The 326-nt window shown below is 72.7% G+C and carries 1 protein-coding gene; it reads right to left on the bottom strand.

The window, feature by feature from the left end; all coding sequences use genetic code 11:
- The coding region (locus PUR56_RS21975) for a hypothetical protein (protein WP_329950168.1) at nt 1-297 on the bottom strand (297 nt) is incomplete at its 3' end.
- Nucleotides 298-326 lie beyond the last annotated feature (29 nt).

Raw genomic sequence — 326 nt, 5'->3', positions numbered from 1 at the left:
CGGTCGGTCGACGTTGTACAGCGGGGACCAGTGGACCTGGACGGCGTTGACGAGGAGGGACGCGAGCGCCGTGTGCACGTTGGTGTCTTCGTCTCGGTCGCGGCGCAGCAGCGGCGCCGGGACGTCGTCGGGCTGCGGGTCGAGCGCGTACAGCTCGCCGTCCGGGCCGAGTTCGACGCACCTGGTGACGCCGTCGACGGCCGCGAGGGCGTCGGCGAAGCGGACCGGCTTGCGGAACTGGTCGACCCAGTACTCCGGGTCCCACCAGTCCCCGACACCGACCGTGCGGCCGGTCACCGACGAAGCCGCCGCGACCGAAGGCTCGG

The sequence above is a fragment of the Streptomyces sp. BE303 genome, assembly GCF_036290945.1.
Taxonomy (GTDB): domain Bacteria; phylum Actinomycetota; class Actinomycetes; order Streptomycetales; family Streptomycetaceae; genus Kitasatospora.
This window is presented reverse-complemented; position numbering and strand designations above follow the sequence as displayed.